The sequence below is a fragment of the Selenomonas sp. F0473 genome, from assembly GCF_000315545.1.
Lineage (GTDB): Bacteria > Bacillota > Negativicutes > Selenomonadales > Selenomonadaceae > Centipeda.
On the sequence record NZ_JH992902.1, the window covers coordinates 1672638 to 1689333 of the forward strand.

Consider the following 16696-nt stretch of genomic DNA (forward strand, 5'->3'; position numbering starts at 1 on the left):
ACGGCGTGCCTATTGAAGAATGAACCGGCGAGTTGATTTATACTGCGAGGTTAAGCGGGAGACGCGGAGCCGCAGCGAAAGCGAGTCTTAAGAGGGCGGAAGTAGTATGGATCAGACCCGAAACCACAGTGATCTATGCATGTCCAGGTTGAAGCTCAGGTAAAAATGAGTGGAGGACCGAACCGGTGAGTGTTGAAAAACTTTCGGATGAGGTGTGCATAGGGGTGAAATGCCAATCGAACGTGGAGATAGCTGGTTCTCCCCGAAATAGCTTTAGGGCTAGCCTTAAGCGAATAACCATAAAGACGGTAGAGCACTGATCGGGCAAGGGGGCGTAAAGCCTACCGACCCCAGTCAAACTACGAATGGCTTCTATGGGCAGCTTAGGAGTCAGCGTGCGAGTGATAAGACCCGTACGCAAGAGGGAAACAGCCCAGACCGCCGGCTAAGGTCCCAAATGCTGTGCTAAGTGGAAAAGGATGTAGGACTTCGAAAACAACCAGGATGTTGGCTCAGAAGCAGCCACCATTAAAAGAGTGCGTAATAGCTCACTGGTCGAGAGGCTCTGCGCCGAAAATATCCGGGGCTCAAGCACAGAACCGAAGCCGCGGCAAAGTACTAAGGTACTTTGGGTAGGGGAGCGTTCTTACTTGGAAGAAGGCAGACCGGAAGGACTGCTGGACGAGTAAGAAGTGAGAATGCCGGTATGAGTAGCGAAACGACAGGTGAGAATCCTGTCCACCGAAAGCCTAAGGGATCCTGGGCAACGCTCGTCGCCCCAGGGTAAGTCGGGACCTAAGCCGAGGCGTAAAGCATAGGCGATGGACAACCGGTGAAAATTCCGGTACCGGGTCAGTTTGTTTGAGGATGGAGTGACGCAGGAAGGAAGCTGAGCGCGCGACTGGTTGGGCGCGTCGAAGGCGGTAGGCTAGTACGGAGGCAAATCCCCGTACTATAAGGCCGAGAACCGATAGATAGGAGAGACTACGGTCAATCTGAATTCAGCCGCACTACACTGCCAAGAAAAGCTTCTAACGAGAACTGATCCGCCCGTACCAAAACCGACACAGGTAGGCGGGGAGAGAATCCTAAGGTGCGCGGGAAAACCCTCGTTAAGGAACTCGGCAAAATGCATCCGTAACTTCGGGAAAAGGATGGCCGGAGGTTGTGAAGTTACTAGCTAATGGAGCGACAGCCGGCGGCAGAAAAGAGGCCCAAGCGACTGTTTACCACAAACACAGGTGCCTGCGAAAGCGCAAGCTGAAGTATAGGTGCTGACGCCTGCCCGGTGCAGGAAGGTTAAGGAGAGTTGTTATCCCTAGAGGAGAAGCAGCGAACTGAAGCCCCTGTAAACGGCGGCCGTAACTATAACGGTCCTAAGGTAGCGAAATTCCTTGTCGGGTAAGTTCCGACCCGCACGAAAGGCGTAACGATTTGGGCACTGTCTCAACGAGGGACCCGGTGAAATTGAAATACCTGTGAAGATGCAGGTTACCCGCGACTGGACAGAAAGACCCCATGGAGCTTTACTGCAGCTTGGCATTGGTCTTTGGCATATAACGTACAGGATAGCCGGGAGACTGGGAAAATATCTCGCTAGAGGTATTGGAGTCACCGTTGGGATACCGGCCTTTATATGCTAAGGATCTAACCGAAACATTAACAGTGTTCGGGACAGTACCAGGCGGGCAGTTTGACTGGGGCGGTCGCCTCCGAAAGAGCAACGGAGGCGTCCAAAGGTTCCCTCAGCGCGGACAGAAATCGCGCGCAGAGCATAAAGGCAGAAGGGAGCTTGACTGCGAGACTGACGGGTCGAGCAGGTACGAAAGTAGGGCTTAGTGATCCGGTGGAAAGAGAGTGGAATTGCCATCGCTCAACGGATAAAAGCTACCCTGGGGATAACAGGCTAATCTCTCCCAAGAGTCCATATCGACGGGGAGGTTTGGCACCTCGATGTCGGCTCATCACATCCTGGGGCTGAAGCAGGTCCCAAGGGTTGGGCTGTTCGCCCATTAAAGTGGTACGTGAGCTGGGTTCAGAACGTCGTGAGACAGTTCGGTCCATATCCATCGCGGGCGCAAGATACATGAGGGAGGCTGCTCCTAGTACGAGAGGACCGGAGTGGACGAACCAACGGTGTACCGGTTGTCCTGCCAAGGGCACGGCCGGGTAGCTGCGTTCGGAAGGGATAAACGCTGAAAGCATCTAAGCGTGAAGCCCGTCCCGAGATGAAGTATCTCATCTTATTAAGAGAGTAAGACCCCTTGCAGAAGACGAGGTAGATAGGCTGGGCGTAGAAGTGCGGCAACGCATGCAGCTGACCAGTACTAATCGGTCGAGGGCTTGATTTATTGATGGAAAGTGCGCAGCACTTTCCATGATTACAGGTTATTTCGCAACTAATTTGCTAAAGAGTTTCTTCTGTCTAGTTTTGAGTGAGCAAAAGTTTACTCAAGTATGCGGTGATGATGCCCGGACGGTACCACCTGTTCCCATTCCGAACACAGCAGTTAAGCGTCCGCAGGCCGAGGGTACTTCGTTGGAGACGACGTGGGAGAGTAGGTAGTTGCCGCAAAGATAAGCTCGTGAGAAATTACGGGCTTTTTTGTTTTGTCGTCAGCGGTTTTTCCTTTCAATTGTAGTTTTCCTTTGAAAAACAGGGAAATATGACCTCTTGCAATATTGAGCACACAGGACTATAATAGCAGTCAACTTAGGCAGTGTTTATTTTTGACGGTCTAGGTGTCGGCTTTTATATAGACCTTGAAGGGAGGCCTTCTCTATGATTTTGGATCGTTTGGAATATCTGCCGCTCGGCAGCTTCCAATACAAACTCCTCGGGGTTACGGGGCTTGGCTGGCTGTTCGATGCGATGGATACGGGGCTCATCGCATTTGTTTTGCCCGTGCTCGCGCGAGAATGGTCGCTTTCGCCCGCACAGACCGGATGGATCGGGTCAATTGGACTCATCGGTATGGCGCTTGGTGCCGTGCTTGCAGGGACAATTGCGGATCGTATTGGTCGTAAACAGGTGTTTACGCTCACGGTTTTGCTGTATAGTATTTCGACGGGGCTTTGTGCAGTCGCATGGAATTATGAATCGCTGCTTGTTTTTCGCTTTCTTGTCGGATTTGGGCTCGGCGGGGAGCTGCCGGTCGCGGCAACGCTCATGAGCGAATATGCGCCGGCACATCTGCGCGGTCGTTTCATTGTACTATTGGAGAGCTTTTGGGCGCTCGGATGGCTCGCGGCGGCGTGTATCGCGTATTTGCTGATTCCGGTTTACGGTTGGCAGGCGGCGTTTGTCATTGGCACATTGCCCGCGCTGTACGTATTCGTTCTGCGTCTGCATATGCCGGAGTCAGTTCGCTATCTGCTCTCGAAAGGCCGCGTGGATGAGGCAAAAGAGATCATTCGCGCGATTGAGCGTCAGCTGAAGCTGCCGGAAAAACCCTTCCTCGATCAGCTTGCGCCGCAGACGGTGCAGGCAGAGACAGTCGAGACGCCCGGATTCCCGGCGCTCTGGGCGAAGGGGATGCGGCAGCGGACGATCATGCTGTGGTGCGCGTGGTTCGGCATTGTGTTCAGCTACTACGGCATCTTTATGTGGCTGCCGTCCATCGTCTATGCACAGGGGTTCGAGATTGTCAAGACGTTTGAATATGTTCTCGTGATGACGCTCGCGCAGTTGCCCGGCTACTATGCGGCGGCATGGCTGGTCGATGTCATCGGACGCCGCTATACGCTCGGTCTTTTCCTCTTGATGAGCGGCGTGTGCAGTTTCTTCTTCGGCAACGCGGGCAGCGTCGCGACGCTCCTCATGTGGGGCGCGGCGATGAGTTTCTTCAATCTCGGCGCGTGGGGCGTTATTTATACCTATACGCCGGAGCAATATCCGACGTCGATGCGTGCGCTCGGCAGCGGCTGGGCGGCCGGATTCGGCCGCATCGGCGGCATGATTGCGCCGATGCTTGTCGGCGTCATGATCGCTCAGTCGTTTCCGCTGCAGAATATCTTTTTAATGTTTGCGTCGGTTTTTGTGCTGATTTCCGCCACGGTTGTCCTGCTTGGCAAGGAGAGCAAGCAGCGGACGCTTGAGGAGTTGGAGCATTCGCTCGGTTAATTATCTTGCCTGCCGGCTCTATCCTGCCGCATGAAAAAACTAGCGAAAAATTTCCGTCTGTGCTACAATAGAGCGAATCAACTCTATTGCAGTACAGATTTTTTTTGAGGTGACATTTTGCGAAAGAATTTGAAGCGCTTTCTTGCGGCGTCTCTTTTTGCGTTTTCTTTGAACTTTGCTGCGCCGAGCGTCCATGCGATGCCTCCGATTCTTCCCTATGAGGAGGTGACGGAGGGGATGCACGGAACGGCGTATACGGTGCTCGATACGTCGGGCGAGATTCGTACTTTTCCGATTGAGATCATCGGGCGCATGGAGAGCGGCAAGGGCTCTCAGCGTATGATCATGGCGCGGACGAGCGGTACGTTTATCGAGCATGTCGGCGGCGTGCTCCAAGGGATGAGCGGCAGCCCAATCTATGTGGACGGCCGTCTCATCGGCGCGCTCGCTGCGGGGATCAAAGATCTCAGCCCCTATACGTTTTTTATTACGCCGATCGAAGATATGACCCCGCTGTGGGATATGCCCGACACGAAAAATAAGACGCGTATCCAGACGGTCGATATTGTAAAGGCCGTTGAGGAACGTAAAAAGGCGGAGGAAAAAGAAAAACTGCGCGCACGGGAAAAGGCCTTCGACAAGATGACGCGCGCGGAGCGCGAGGCCGAATGGCGCGATATGATCGCCGCGCTCACGGGTGAGAAGACAGAAGATAAAAGCGGCGCCGCGGCGGAACCGGAGACCTCCGAGGAAAGCGATGAGTCTGCCGAGGCGCAGGAAAAAACCGAAGCCGAGGAGAAGGCATATTTCTTTACGCGCGGATTCAATGAGGCCGGGCTGCGCTATCTGCAGGGGCAGCTCCCGGCGGGAACGACGTTCATTCCGCTCGGAGCCCCCGGGGGGAACGGCCGGCTCCATACGCGCTATGATGCGACACTCGAGGGCGGACAGCCCATCGGCGTTGCGGTTGTTTACGGCGATTTCAGCATCGGCGCGACGGGCACGGTGACCGCCGTTGACGGGAAGAAAATTGTGGCGTTCGGCCACTCCTTTATGCACAAGGGCAATGTCAATTACTTCATGACGGATGCGGATGTCATCGGTACGATCGCGGGGCAGAGCAACGGCGTTAAGATCGCCAATATCGGCAGTGTGATCGGGCGTATCAGTCAAGACCGCGAGACGGGCGTCGCGGGGGTGCTCGGCACATTTCCGACGGCGGTGCCCGTGCGCATCCATGTCAAGGACAATGCGCTTGGCACCGAAGAAACATTTGGCGCGCAAATCGCCTATGACGAGGATTTTCTGCCCGCGCTCTCGAGCAGTATCGCCTATGCGGCGATGAGCAAGGTCTCGGATTCCCTCGGAGCCAGCACGGCGCGCATTCGGTTTGCGATCCGTACCAATGCCTATGAGGATGGAAAATTTGAGCGGCGCAATATGTATTACAGTGCGGCGGATGTGGGACAGATCGCCGTTACCGAACTGATGCAGGCCGTGGCTACAATCGTCACAAACACGGAAAAAGAATCCGATCTCGTGGATGTGGATGTGGACGTCGAACTCAGCGGCGACCGTCAGACGGCGCTGCTTGTCTCGGCGACACCGGATAAGACAACCGTGCACCCGGGGGACACCGTGACGTTCAAGACGAAGATTCGTCCGTATCGGAAGGCGGAGGAGACCCTTTCCATTCCGTATCAAGTGCCGAAGGATCAAGTGCCCGGCACGCTGAACCTCGATATCCGCGGCGGCGGGTTCGTGCCCGTTTCGCCGCTGATGCTGCTCGCACAGGCGGGACTCGAGGTCCCCAATGATGAGGAACGCTTCAAGACGACGGAAGAGAAGCTCCGCGATCTCGCGGAGGCGGGGCAGAACAACGAGATCATCATTGCGCCGGGCGCATCCCCCGCGCCGACATCCGAAAAGGAACTCAAGAAGCGCATCAAGGAAGCGGCCAAGGCTTCGGCGCGTGCCGCGAAGAAAGAACAGGACAAGGGCGGCGTGAAACTTCTCGCAGATGAGAAGAAACGGGAGAAGAAGGAGAGATTCTTTGCGCCGTATGTCATTGAGAACGTCATACATGCAAGTCTCAAGGTAGAGGAATAGCCGCATAGGAGGACGACGGCGAATGGAACAATTGGTCATTCATGGAGGGAGACCCCTGCGCGGACGCGTCAAGATCGGCGGCGCGAAGAATGCCGTACTGCCCATCATCGCAGCGGCGCTGCTCGGCAGCCGCGGCGTTACGGTACTTGACGATGTGCCCGCCCTTGAAGACGTCTATACCATCTCCGCGGTGCTGCGCTCGCTCGGCGTATCCGCGGATTATGCGGCGGGCGAACATCGGCTGAAGATTGACGCCACGCGGATCGCGACCACAGTCGCGCCTTATGAGCTCGTCCGCAAGATGCGCGCGTCCTTCCTTATCATGGGCCCTTTGCTTGCCCGAGAGGGGCGGGCGGAGATATCGCTCCCCGGCGGCTGCGCGATCGGGACCCGTCCCATCGACCTGCATCTCAAGGGCTTTGAGGCGCTCGGCGCCGAGATCGATATCACGCAGGGCGCGATCCATGCGAGCGCGCCGAACGGGCTGAAGGGCGCCAGCATCTATTTCGACTTCCCGAGCGTCGGGGCAACGGAGAACGTCATGATGGCGGCCTCCTGTGCGGAGGGGCAGACGATTCTCGAAAATCCCGCGATGGAGCCGGAGATCGTCGATCTCGCAAACTATCTGAATGTGATGGGGGCGCAGATCCGCGGCGCGGGGACGAACCGTATCAAGATCGACGGCGTCCCCGGGCTCTCTGCGGCCGATTATACGATCATTCCCGACCGGATCGAGGCGGGGACATATATGGTCGCGGCGGCGATGACGCACGGCGACGTCTACATTGAGAATGCCATCAGCGAGCATTTGAAGCCCGTCGTTGCGAAACTCCAAGAGGCGGGCGCCGTGATTGAGGAAAGCATTGAGGGCATCCGCGTCCGGGCGGAGCGGCCCATACAGGCGATCGATCTCAAGACCATGCCGTACCCGGGGTTCCCGACGGATATGCAGGCGCAGTTTATGGCGATGCTTGCCGTCGCCGAGGGCACGAGCGTTGTCACCGAGACGGTTTTTGAGAACCGGTTCATGCATGTCGATGAGCTGGCGCGCATGGGCGCGCAGATCCGTGTGGACGGACGGACCGCGACCGTCGAAGGCGGCAATGCGCTGCGCGGCGCCGCGGTGCGCGCGACCGATCTCCGCGCGGGGGCCGCGATGGTCCTCGCGGGGCTCGTTGCAGAAGGAGAGACGCGTGTCGGTTATATCCATCATATCGACCGCGGCTACGACGATCTCGTTGCGAAACTCGTTGCGCTCGGCGCCGATATCGAACGGCGCGACGCTGAATGGACGGAATAAGAAAAAGTTCTTGCATCAATACAATTTATGCGATAAAATTAAGTGACAATGACCGATTGAGGAGGAATAAGTCATGAAACACATCAAGACGGTCAATAAGCCGACGCTGCAGTCCACGCTCTACACGGGCGGCTGCGGCGAATGCCAGGCATCGTGTCAGTCCGCCTGCAAGACTTCCTGCACCGTAGGCAACCAGCCCTGCGCGAAGTAAGCTGTCGGCATCAGGCCCTTCTCTCCTCTGAGAAGGGTTTTTTCTATGTCGGGGCAGATGAGCAATAAAGGAGAAATAATGAAGGTCCGGACGCATAAGTTCAAACAGAACGGTATGCACATCCTTATCGATATCAACAGCGGCGCGGTCCACGTCATCGACGAGATGATCTACGACATCATGGACGACTTCAACGGGACGAACGACGATGCGGTTGTCGCGCGCCTTGCGGGGTGTTATCCCGCGCCGGAGCTGCGCGAGGCTCTCGGGGAGCTGCACGAACTCATGGACGCGGGCGCGCTTTTTGCGCCCGACATCGACGTGCCGCCGACCTTCAAGTCGCACGGCCTTGTAAAATCCCTCTGCCTCATGGTTGCGCAGGACTGCAATCTGCGCTGCAAGTACTGCTTCGGCGACGGCGGCTGCTACGGCGGACATCGCGCGATCATGCCGCCCGAGGTCGGGCGCGCGGCGGTGGATTTCATCATTAACGGCTGCGGTCCCCGCAAACACTGCGAGATCGATTTCTTCGGCGGGGAGCCGCTGATGAATCTGCGCACCGTCAAGGAAGTAACGGAATATGTGCGGAAACGTGAGCGGGAGACGGGCAAGGAGTTCAAACTGACGCTCACGACGAACGGCATGCTGCTTTCGGACAAAAATATCGCCTGGCTGAACGACAACAATATCTCCGTTGTGCTCTCCTCGGACGGACGGCGCGAGGTACACGATGCGATGCGCCCCGACTCTGCGGGCCGGGGGACGTACGACATCGTGATGCGGAACTTCCGGAGGCTCGTCGAGGCGCGCGGCGGCAGCGACTATTACCTGCGCGGCACCTATACGCGCGAGAACCTTGATTTCACAAAAGATGTGCTCGCGCTGAACGAGGCGGGGTTCGATATCCTCTCGATGGAGCCCGTCGTCCTCAAAGACAGCCCGCTCGGATTTACCGAAGAGGATTTGCCCCGCATCTACGAGGAGTATGACCGCCTCACGGAGACGTATCTGAACCGTGTGCGCGCGGGGAAGGGATTCTTCTTCTTCCACTTCAACATGGACCTCAACCACGGCCCCTGCGTGGCGAAACGGCTTGCGGGCTGCGGTGCGGGGCACGAGTACTACGCCGTCGCGGAGAACGGCGATCTCTATCCCTGCCATCAGTTCGTCGGGCGCGAGGGCTACCGCCTCGGCTCCGTCTTTACGGGCGTCGAGAGCATGGAGCTGCCGACGTATTTCCGCAACTCCCACGTGCTCAACAAGCCGCTCTGCCGCGACTGCTGGGCGCGGTTCTACTGCAGCGGCGGGTGTCACGCGAACGCCGACCTCTTTCACGGCGACATTCGACATCCGTACGAAATCGGCTGCGAGATACAGAAGAAGCGGCTCGAATGCGCGATCCTCGTGCAGGCGGTGCTTGCGCTGGAGAAAGAAGAAGCGGAAGCGGAATCGCCGCGCATGGCATTGCCATAGGCGCGCATCGAGATATGAACTTTTAGGGGCTCGGCGCGCCGCGGGGCCGAACTTTCAAAAAATCCCTTGACAAGATTTTTATCTTCGCCTATAATTCCATATGTTGCCGACCTGTCGGCATCGATAGGGGTATCGCCAAGTTGGTAAGGCACGGGATTCTGAATCCCGCATGCGTTGGTTCGAGTCCAGCTACCCCTGCCATTTGTCAAGTAGGAACCGCAGTCGAACGGCTGCGGTTTTTTGTCGTTTCTCAATACGCCGCTATGGTGTATAATAAGCGGGAAGAGATGTTATATCCGCCGTTTGGCAAAACGCGGAGATTATTATTTTAAATAGACGCGGCACTGCGCGCTCGGCGCGCAGCGTATCGGGCGGGAGGTTCATATGGGAGTGATTCGGGCACTGTGCATCAGCGGGAAGGACGGCACGCAGAAATATACGCCGGTTCGCGTGTTCTTCGTGACGGAGCACGGCATCGACGGCGACGCGTACGCGGGCGATCCGCATCGGCAGGTGCATCTTTTAGGAAGCGGTGAGATCGACGACATTTGCGCGCGCGGGACGGAGGGCGACGGGGGCGCATTCGGCTGGAATCTCGTCGCGGAAGGCTTCCGGTTCCAAGAACTGCCGCCCGGGACGCGGCTGCGTGTGGGACAAGTGTTCCTCGAGATCATGCAAATTGACGGCGGATCCGCCGTGGCGCGCGCGGGCGGTTTTGCCCGCGTGCTTCACGGCGGCTGGGTGACGGTCGGGGACGAACTCGAGATTACGACGGAGCGGATCCCGCTCGACGCGGCGGTTCTCACGGAGAGCGATCAAGAGGGACGCGGCGGATACGAGGATGAAAAGGGCGCCGCGATCCGAGAACTGCTCGCGGAGGAAGGATATACTGTCGCGGGACACGGCGTTCTGCCCGATGCGCGGGAAGAGATCATGCGCGAGATCTCCCTCTGGGCGGATCGCGGCGTGGGTCTCGTCTTGACAACGGGCGGTACGGGGGGCTCTGCGCGCGATGTGACCGCCGAGGAAACAGCGTGCGAGGTGCCGGGCGTTTCCGAGGCGATGCGGGCGCTTTCCATGTCCACACGTGCCGCGGCGGGGATCAAAAAGCGCACCCTTATTGTCAATCTGCCGGGCAGTGAGGAAAAGGTGCGCGAACGCCTCGGATTTATCCTGCCGGAACTGCGGCGCTGCATTGATATCCTGCGCGACGATACGGGAGAATAACGCACAGCAGGAAACCGCCGCAGTACGTTTTCGGACGTGCCGCGGCGGTTTTCTTTTTCCCCTCTTTTATGATATGATACCAATGAAATAATATGTATGGGGGAGCAAAGAAGCGTATGAAAAACATTCGGTCTATGGTGCGGGGGCGCATCGCTTTTGTCGCATTCGGCATGTTTCTCATTCTCCTGATCCTAACGGGGCGCTATGCCTATCTGCAGGTTGTGCAGGGGGACGCGCTCGCACAGCGCATGCGGGACCAGAGCGGCTATGAGTTCCGCATCCAGTCCCTGCGCGGCGCGATCCTCGACCGCAACGGCAAGGAACTTGCCGTCAGCAGTATGACGAAATCTCTCTTCATCGACCCCAACCACGTCTATGACGCGCATAGGCCGGAGGAGATTGCCGCCGACATCGCCCCCCTCGTCGGCCTCAAGGAGCAGGATATCCTCGACGATATCGCCGTCGGGGGCGGATTCGTGTGGGTGAAGCGGCGGCTGGAACACGACGAGTACGAAGCGGTGCGCGCCGTCATCCGTGAAAAAGGCTACAGCGACTGCCTCGGCTTTCAGAACGAAGCGAAGCGCTACTATCCGAACGACGCGCTCGCCGCGAATGTGCTTGGCTTTGTCGGCATCGACGACAAGGGGCTCGACGGCATCGAGCAGGCGCTCGACCCGCTGCTCAAAGGGGAGGTGCGCGAGGAGCGGCTCACTGTCGACGGACAGCGGCGGCCGATCTTCGACTCCATCTTTTTCAGCCGCCGTACCTACCGGGGCGACTACTGCAAGACGGCCGTGCTGACGATTGACAGCACGATTCAGTTCATTGTGGAGCAGGAGCTCGACCGCGCGATGGCGGAGAACAATCCCGCCTCCATCACGGCGATCGTCATGGATCCCAAGACGGGCGAAGTCCTCGCCATGGCGTCGCGCCCCTCCTACAACCCCAATAAGTTTTGGGACTATCCGTCCGAGAACTGGAAAAACCGCGCCGTCTCCTTCATCTACGAGCCGGGCTCGACGTTCAAGGCAATCGTTGCGGGGGCGGCGCTCCAAGAGGGCATCGTCACACCGAACCAGGTGTTCATGGATCCCGGCTACGTCATGGTTTCGGGGCGCCGGATCCAGAACTGGAACAACGAGAGCTACGGTGCGGTCACCTTTACCGATATCGTAAAGAACTCGCTCAACACGGGCTTTGCACAGGTCGGCCTCGCGCTCGGCGCGGAAAAACTCATGCACTACACGCGGCTTTTCGGCTTCGGTGAAATGACGGGCATTGATCTGCCGGGGGAGGAAGAGGGGCTCCTCTTCAAGGCGGAGGACATGCGCGACTCGGATATTGCGACGACCGCCATCGGCCAGAGCATCGCCGTGACGCCGCTTCAGCTCGTTACGGCGATGTCCGCCATCGCCAACGGAGGAACGCTCATGCACCCCTATATCGTGCGTGCCGTCCGCAATCCGGACGGTTCCGTCTACGAAGAACGCGCGCCCCGCGAGATTCGGACGACCCTTCAGTGCACGGTTGACCGTACGCTCATCGGGCTCCTCGAGCAGGTTGTCTCCGCGGGCGGCGGGGCTAAGGCGGCGGTTAAGGGCTATCGCATTGCGGGCAAGACCGGTACGGCGCAGAAGATCCGTCTCGATTCTTCGGGCTATATGGAGGGGCGTTATATCGCGTCGTTCTGCGGCTTTGCCCCCGTCGAGGATCCCATCTTTACCGTGCTCGTCATGATCGATGATCCGCGGGGGGGAAACTTCTACGGCGGGCAGATCGCGGCGCCCGTCGCCTCGCGTATCTTTACTCAGCTCCTGCGCTACGCGCATGTCGAGCCGTCGAGCAACCCCTTTACCGAAGCGGCGGAGGAATCGTCCGCACGTAGCGCCGCCGATGAGAAACGACTCGAGAGTGCCGCGGCGCCGCCCGAGGGCAAAGCGATCGTTCCGGACTTTACGGGCCTTTCTATCCGCGAGGCCGCGCGTCTCGCACAGCAGCGAGGCCTCTCCTTTGAGAGCGAGGGCACCGGTGCGGCCGTGCGCCAGTCGCTCGGCGTGAACGACATCGTAGATCAAGGAGCGCGCATTAAAGTCTACTTCGAACCGACGTAACATATACGATCGGGGACCGGATCGTTCGTTTTTCGGCCGGCCGGCTCGGTTTTATTTTTCATAGGTATTGACAGCGCGTAAAAATCAGTATATGATATAAACATACTTTTTAGATATGTTTAGTTTAATGCAAAATGGGGAATAAAGGAGAATGCATCATGGCAAACGTTTACGGGAGCGTTACGGAACTGATCGGACGGACGCCGCTGCTTGCGGCAAAATCGTTCAGCGCGGCGCATGGACTCAAGGCGAATTTACTCGTCAAGTTGGAGTATTTTAACCCGGCGGGCTCGGTCAAAGACCGCATCGCCATTGCCATGATCGAGCAGGCGGAGAAGGCCGGCAAGATCGCCCCCGGCGCGACCCTCATCGAACCGACGAGCGGCAACACGGGCATCGGCATCGCCTCCGTCGCGGCGGCACGCGGCTATCGTGCCGTCCTCACCATGCCGGAGACGATGAGCATCGAGCGGCGCAACCTCCTCAAGGCATACGGCGCCGAGATCGTCCTGACGGACGGATCACAGGGAATGAAAGGAGCCATTGCAAAGGCCGAGGAACTCCACCGTACGACGCCAAACTCCTTCATCCCCTCGCAGTTTGAAAATCCCGCCAACCCGGCCGTACACGAACGTACGACGGGCCCGGAGATCTGGGCGGACACGGACGGCGCCGTCGATGCGTTCATTGCGGGCGTCGGTACGGGCGGAACCGTTTCGGGTGTCGGCCGCTACCTCAAGAGTCAAAAGCCCTCCGTCTACGTCGTTGCCGTCGAGCCTGTGGATTCGCCCGTCCTCACGGGCGGAAAACCCGGTCCGCACAAGATCCAGGGCATTGGGGCAGGATTTGTGCCGCATACGCTCGATACGAACGTCTACAACGAAGTCATCCGCGTGTCGAACGAGGATGCCTTTACCTACGGGAAAGAGTTCGCCCGACGCGAGGGTGTCCTCATCGGCATTTCCTCGGGTGCGGCGCTTGCCGCGGCCGTCGCCCTCGCCAAGCGTCCCGCGTATGAGAGCAAAAACATCGTCGTCCTCCTCCCCGACGGCGGCGACCGCTACCTCTCGACGGACCTGTTTCAGGACAAATAGCATCGACGGAATAAAATAAGGAAAATAAAAAAACACCCGTGATGCGGGTGTTTTTCTATGCCGGATCAGCATCCGCAGCATTTGCCGCGGAGCCCTTCACACCGTATGTCCTGCGCGGTGCCGTTTTCACAGTAGGCGCCGGCATTCCCATAAGAATATGATTGGTTTTGCTTCTCTGGCAGTTCGCAGGCGCCGTTCTCACAGCTCGCTGCAATCGCCTGTGCTCCAACTCCGAGGATGAATGCCGCGGTGAGTGCGGATAACAATTTCTTCATGAGTGCCCCTCCTTTATCGGTCCATTCTTTTGACTTTATTTTATCACGGCTGTCAAGAAGAAATGTGATAAAGCAGGAGATGCTCTTATAAAAAACGCCTGCGAAATAAATAATTAAAAGCTATTGGAACATATAAGATATATAACGTATAAGATAAAAATTCATTTTGGATAAATGAAGGTAGGAGCGCTTATTTTCGTGAGCCTATATCTTATTACCATTATATATCTTCCGATATAGTTGATAGAGACTATCTATTTATATTAGCCGACGGGTCTGCTGTGAGAATTATGAACATGGTTCATAATTTTTGTTTATGAAAATCGTAAAAACCACTTGATTTTTTAAATACCTTGCGGTATGATACGGGTGAATTAAGAATACAAGATATTCATATTGATTGATATACAGGGAGAATCCATCATGCGAAATCAAGATATTGCAGTCGTCTATTCCTCGCGTACGGGGAACACAAAAAAGGTCGCGGAGCATCTCGCGGAGGCGCTCGGGGCGACCTACCACAGCGTAAAGGATACGGTGGGGATTTCGGACACCGCCGATCTCTGCATCGGCGTATGGATTGACCGCGGCACCGCGGATGCGGCGGCGCGCAAATATATCGAGACGCTGCGCGGACGCAGGGTATTCCTCTACGGCACGCTCGGTGCGGAGCCGGATTCGGAACACGGTGCGAAGTGCATCGAGAATATCAAGGCGCTGTTCGATCCATCGAATGAGATTCTCGGCGCAGTCCTTGTGCAGGGCGCGATCGATCCGATGATCATCGAGATGTTCAAGAGTATGCCGAAGGACAATGTGCACGCCTATACGGAGGAGAACGCGGCCCGCTGGGCGGCGGCGTCGTCTCATCCGGATGCGGCGGATTTTGACAGGGTCATTCATGCGGCAAAGGAGGCGCTCGCATGAACAGTATAGAGACGAAGCTGAGCGCGCTCTCCGCAGAGGCGCGCGGCTGGCTGCTCGGGACAAAGTCGGAGAACCCGCTCGGCCGTGCCTTTACAAAAAAGCGCGTGGTGCACCCGGGTGCGGGCGGCAAGCGCATGATTATGGATAAAGCGGAGCAGGCGCAGGTGTGGAAAGACCTCATGGCGCAGACGCCCGACCCTGCGGATGAGCGCGCGGCGTATATCCACATCCCGTTCTGCGATAAGAAATGCAGCTACTGCGGGTTCTTCCAGAACTATACGAAGGAAGAGGCGGCACACCGGTATGTCGATGTTCTCCTAGAGGAGCTGGACGCGGCGGCTGAGACGCCCTATGTGCAGGGCGCGCCGTTTCAAGCGGTGTTCTTCGGTGGCGGGACGCCGACCGCGCTCTCCGATGCAGATCTTACTCGTCTTGTGCGCGCGGTGCGGGCGCGCCTGCCGCTCACGAGCGACTGCGAAATCACGCTCGAGGGGCGCATCCATGACCTGACGGAGAGCAAGGTCGAGGCGGCGATGAAGGCTGGTATCAACCGTTTTTCCCTTGGCGTACAGTCTTTTGATACGCGCGTGCGGCAGTCGATTGGGCGCATTGACGACCATGACACGGTTGTTGCAACGCTGCGCCGCATGGTCGAGCGGCAGGGTGCGGTCGTCATTGCCGACCTCATCTATGGGCTGCCGTATCAGTCGATGGAGGTCTGGGAGAACGATGTGCGCGCGCAGTTCGAGATCGGCATCGCCGGCGGCGACCTCTATCAGCTGAACGTATTCCCCGCGAGTGAGCTTGCGGCACGCATCAAGTCGGGCGACCTCCCGATGCTCCCGACGACAGAGGAACAGTCCGAATACTTCGCACGCGGCGTTGAGATCCTCAATGCGAACCCGACGGTGCGCCGTATCGATACCACCCATTGGGCGACGGATCACCGCGAGCGCAGCATTTATAACACGCTTGCAAAGCGCGGCAACGACGTCCTCGCATTCGGATCGGGCGCGGGCGGCTTCATCGGCCAAATGATGTGGCGCAACCACGGCGGTCTCGCTCCCTATGAGAAGATGGCCGAAGAGGGAAGGAAGCCCTTTCAGTTTATGGGGGAGCAGGCCGATGAGCACCGCATGCACAGTGAGATCGGCGATCAGATTGAGCACCGATATTTCTACGCACCGTATTTTGAGAAGAAATATGGCGTCGATCTTCTCGCGGAGATGGCGCCGATCTTTGCCGCATGGGCGGAGAACGGTCTTGTCACGCGGACAGAGACGGGATTCCGGCTGACGCTCGCGGGCGAATTCTGGCATGACAACCTCATTCAGGGCTTCCTCGAAGCGTACGCGCTCACGCAGGAGGATGAGGTGAAGCTCCGCAAGGAGAACGTCGCCCTGCAGGATATGATCCCGAAGGACGTCCGCGCCATGCTTGAGGCGATGTTCCCCGACGGCATGCCCCCGCAGATGGCGGCGGCGCTGCAGGGAAAACCGTCGCCGGAGCTGGAGAACCACCCGCATATGCAGATGCTGAAGAATCTCATCGAAAAGAGCAGGGAAAAGGAGCGCGCCGCCGCGGCCGACGGCCCGGATATCAACACCGTTATGCACACGCCCGCGCGCGATATAGGAAAAGCTGTGTAGTGTATTTTATATAGAAACAGCCCGCCGATATTTGTCTACTACAAATATCGGCGGGCTGTTGTTTTTCAAAAGTTGGCGGGAGATGAACGCGAAATGTTTAGAAATAAAAAAAGAGAATGAAAATATATTTCGTTTTTATTTTATCAATGCTATAATGGTGATATCGTTTATTTTAACTTTTAGAAAAGAGGTGCTCT

General features: G+C 57.4%; 11 protein-coding genes, 1 tRNA gene, 1 rRNA gene and 1 other annotated feature (1 of these 14 running past the window's edge). Of the genes, 12 read left to right on the top strand and 1 reads right to left on the bottom strand.

Annotated elements, in window-relative coordinates:
- Nucleotides 1-2352 (top strand) — a sequence feature (mutual gap in cmsearch alignment for this rRNA model is longer than 100) (it extends 693 nt beyond the left edge of the window).
- 106 nt (nucleotides 2353-2458) lie between these two features.
- The 10 genes from rrf to cysK all read left to right on the top strand — a co-directional run bounded on the left by rrf (nucleotide 2459) and on the right by cysK (nucleotide 13648).
- Nucleotides 2459-2575, top strand: a 5S ribosomal RNA gene (rrf, locus tag HMPREF9161_RS07645).
- Nucleotides 2576-2782: 207 nt separating this feature from the next.
- A complete protein-coding gene (locus HMPREF9161_RS07650) occupies nucleotides 2783-4123 on the top strand; it encodes an MFS transporter (protein WP_009729100.1) in 1341 nt (446 codons plus the stop codon).
- Nucleotides 4124-4240: 117 nt separating this feature from the next.
- Nucleotides 4241-6232, top strand: a complete 1992-nt coding sequence (locus HMPREF9161_RS07655; RefSeq protein ID WP_009729101.1) for a SpoIVB peptidase S55 domain-containing protein — start codon at nucleotides 4241-4243, stop codon at nucleotides 6230-6232.
- Between the two features lie 22 nt (nucleotides 6233-6254).
- Nucleotides 6255-7532, top strand: a complete 1278-nt coding sequence (murA, locus tag HMPREF9161_RS07660; protein WP_009729102.1) for a UDP-N-acetylglucosamine 1-carboxyvinyltransferase — start codon at nucleotides 6255-6257, stop codon at nucleotides 7530-7532.
- Nucleotides 7533-7605: 73 nt separating this feature from the next.
- Nucleotides 7606-7743 carry a six-cysteine ranthipeptide SCIFF gene (gene scfA, locus HMPREF9161_RS09830; RefSeq protein ID WP_009729103.1) on the top strand — a complete coding sequence of 46 codons (138 nt, stop codon included), beginning with the start codon at nucleotides 7606-7608 and terminating at the stop codon, nucleotides 7741-7743.
- Between the two features lie 78 nt (nucleotides 7744-7821).
- Nucleotides 7822-9216, top strand: a complete 1395-nt coding sequence (gene scfB / locus HMPREF9161_RS07665) for a thioether cross-link-forming SCIFF peptide maturase (protein ID WP_009729104.1) — start codon at nucleotides 7822-7824, stop codon at nucleotides 9214-9216.
- A 125-nt stretch (nucleotides 9217-9341) separates the two neighbouring features.
- A tRNA-Gln gene (locus HMPREF9161_RS07670) sits at nucleotides 9342-9417 on the top strand.
- 183 nt (nucleotides 9418-9600) lie between these two features.
- Nucleotides 9601-10443 carry an MOSC domain-containing protein gene (locus tag HMPREF9161_RS07675; RefSeq protein WP_009729105.1) on the top strand — a complete coding sequence of 281 codons (843 nt, stop codon included), beginning with the start codon at nucleotides 9601-9603 and terminating at the stop codon, nucleotides 10441-10443.
- 116 nt (nucleotides 10444-10559) lie between these two features.
- On the top strand, nucleotides 10560-12554 hold the full coding sequence (locus HMPREF9161_RS07680; RefSeq protein WP_009729106.1) for a penicillin-binding protein: 1995 nt from the start codon (nucleotides 10560-10562) through the stop codon (nucleotides 12552-12554).
- 158 nt (nucleotides 12555-12712) lie between these two features.
- Nucleotides 12713-13648, top strand: coding sequence for a cysteine synthase A (gene cysK, locus HMPREF9161_RS07685; RefSeq protein WP_009729107.1), 936 nt, complete (start codon nucleotides 12713-12715; stop codon nucleotides 13646-13648).
- Between the two features lie 65 nt (nucleotides 13649-13713).
- Here the strand turns inward: cysK and HMPREF9161_RS07690 are convergent, their stop codons facing one another.
- The gene (locus HMPREF9161_RS07690) at nucleotides 13714-13923 is read right to left on the bottom strand and encodes a hypothetical protein (RefSeq protein WP_009729108.1); all 210 of its coding nucleotides are present in this window, start codon (nucleotides 13921-13923) and stop codon (nucleotides 13714-13716) included.
- Nucleotides 13924-14346: 423 nt separating this feature from the next.
- Between HMPREF9161_RS07690 and HMPREF9161_RS07695 the strand changes: the two genes are divergently transcribed.
- Both HMPREF9161_RS07695 and hutW read left to right on the top strand, forming a co-directional pair.
- A complete protein-coding gene (locus tag HMPREF9161_RS07695) occupies nucleotides 14347-14850 on the top strand; it encodes a flavodoxin family protein (RefSeq protein ID WP_009729109.1) in 504 nt (167 codons plus the stop codon).
- Nucleotides 14847-16499, top strand: a complete 1653-nt coding sequence (hutW, locus tag HMPREF9161_RS07700; RefSeq protein ID WP_009729110.1) for a heme anaerobic degradation radical SAM methyltransferase ChuW/HutW — start codon at nucleotides 14847-14849, stop codon at nucleotides 16497-16499. Before HMPREF9161_RS07695 ends, hutW begins: the two co-directional genes overlap by 4 nt.
- Nucleotides 16500-16696 lie beyond the last annotated feature (197 nt).